This is a genomic window from Candidatus Symbiopectobacterium sp. NZEC135 (assembly GCF_025962695.1).
On the sequence record NZ_JAGFPF010000474.1, the window covers coordinates 1 to 1,339 of the forward strand.

Annotated in this window: 3 protein-coding genes; 2 read left to right on the top strand and 1 reads right to left on the bottom strand. The window is 49.8% G+C overall.

Features of this window, described 5'->3' with window-relative positions:
- A partial coding sequence (locus tag J5224_RS28015; RefSeq protein ID WP_264628390.1) for a DUF2058 domain-containing protein occupies positions 1-358 on the top strand: 358 nt, incomplete at its 5' end.
- A gap of 82 nt (positions 359-440) precedes the next feature.
- Entirely contained in the window at positions 441-686 is a 246-nt protein-coding gene (locus J5224_RS28020) for a YmjA family protein (RefSeq protein ID WP_264628391.1), read from the top strand.
- Between the two features lie 95 nt (positions 687-781).
- On the opposite strand, the gene J5224_RS28025 is transcribed toward J5224_RS28020, so the two are convergent.
- A partial coding sequence (locus tag J5224_RS28025) for a substrate-binding domain-containing protein (protein WP_264628392.1) occupies positions 782-1,339 on the bottom strand: 558 nt, incomplete at its 5' end.

Consider the following 1,339-nt stretch of genomic DNA (forward strand, 5'->3'; position numbering starts at 1 on the left):
ACAGGCTGTGTTATCTAAAGAGTATAAAGCGCAGGTGAAGCAACTCATTGAAATGAACAAAATCGACATTTCAAAAGGTGATATTAGCTTTAACTTCACGGATAACAATTTAATTAAAAAAGTGGTTGTGGATAAGCTTACCCAAGCCCAGTTGATTAATGGTCGTCTCGCCATCGCTCGCCTGGTTGTTGATAGCAAGGGTGAGAGCCAATACGCGATCATCCCCGCGAGCGTAGCTGAGAAAATTGCGCAGCGGGATGCAAGCAGTATCGTTTTACACAGTGCGCTGAGTCAGGAAGAGCAAGATGAAGAAGATCCCTATGCCGACTTTAAAGTGCCTGATGATTTAATGTGGTAATTGACGCTGCATGTTGCAACGGTTTAATGCAGCATTTAACCACCTAACAGACGACAGAAACCTTACCCCGTGGGGACGACGCATGAACAATGAAATACCCCTTAAATATTATGACATTGTGGATGAGTATTCGACGGAAGCTGCCACATTGGTGAGCGAGTCAGAACGTGACGCTCTGGCGCACTATTTCCAATTACTGCTCACCCGCTTAATGAATAATGAAGAAATCAGCGAGCAGGCTCAGCAAGAGATGGCCCGTGAAGCCCATATCGACGAACAACGCATTGATGAGATAGCGACGTTTTTGAATCAATGGGGCAATGAGTAGCGTTGCACCGCACATCACTCAAGGGCGGTGCTGAATTTTTCTCGCGCATCGCCCGTCAATGACCCGTGCCACGCCCTTCCCCGTCCGTTCCTCGTTTAATCCGGGTTACCAAGCCTGTTCAGTAGGATCTGTCGGGTGTGTGCCAGACGCGGCTGACGTAATGCACTCGGCAGCCACACCAGATTGTAACGAATTTCGGTGTCTCCCACCGGGGCTTTAATACGGGCCAGCTTACCTTCAGCAAGATGCGCACGGCACAAAAATTCCGGCATCACCGTCCAGCCAAATCCTTTACACAGTAGGCTTCTCTGACCGCGTAAATCCTGACCGACCATTGCAGGAAGCAACGAACCGAATTTTATCCGATTCTTACCCAGCCAGTGTTCGATCAGTGAAAGCTCAAGGTTGTAAGCCAGCAGCGGCTCATTCAGTAAATCCCGGCCAAAATGCTCACTGCTGTTCAGGCGTTCGGCAAGGGCGGGCGCTGCAATAGCGATCACGCGGTCGGTAAAAATGACATCCCCTTTTAATCGCGTATCGGTGACAGGGTGCGCGGTGATACCCAGATCGCAATGTCCTTCTATCACCATCTGGGAAACCATCGGGCCATCTCCCGCATGCAAATGCACGCGAATACCGCCTTCCAACAATGG

Excerpts from the sequence above, each read along its gene's own strand:
- J5224_RS28020 (WP_264628391.1), top strand. The coding sequence starts at position 441 with ATGAACAATGAAATACCCCTTAAATATTATGACATTGTGGATGAGTAT.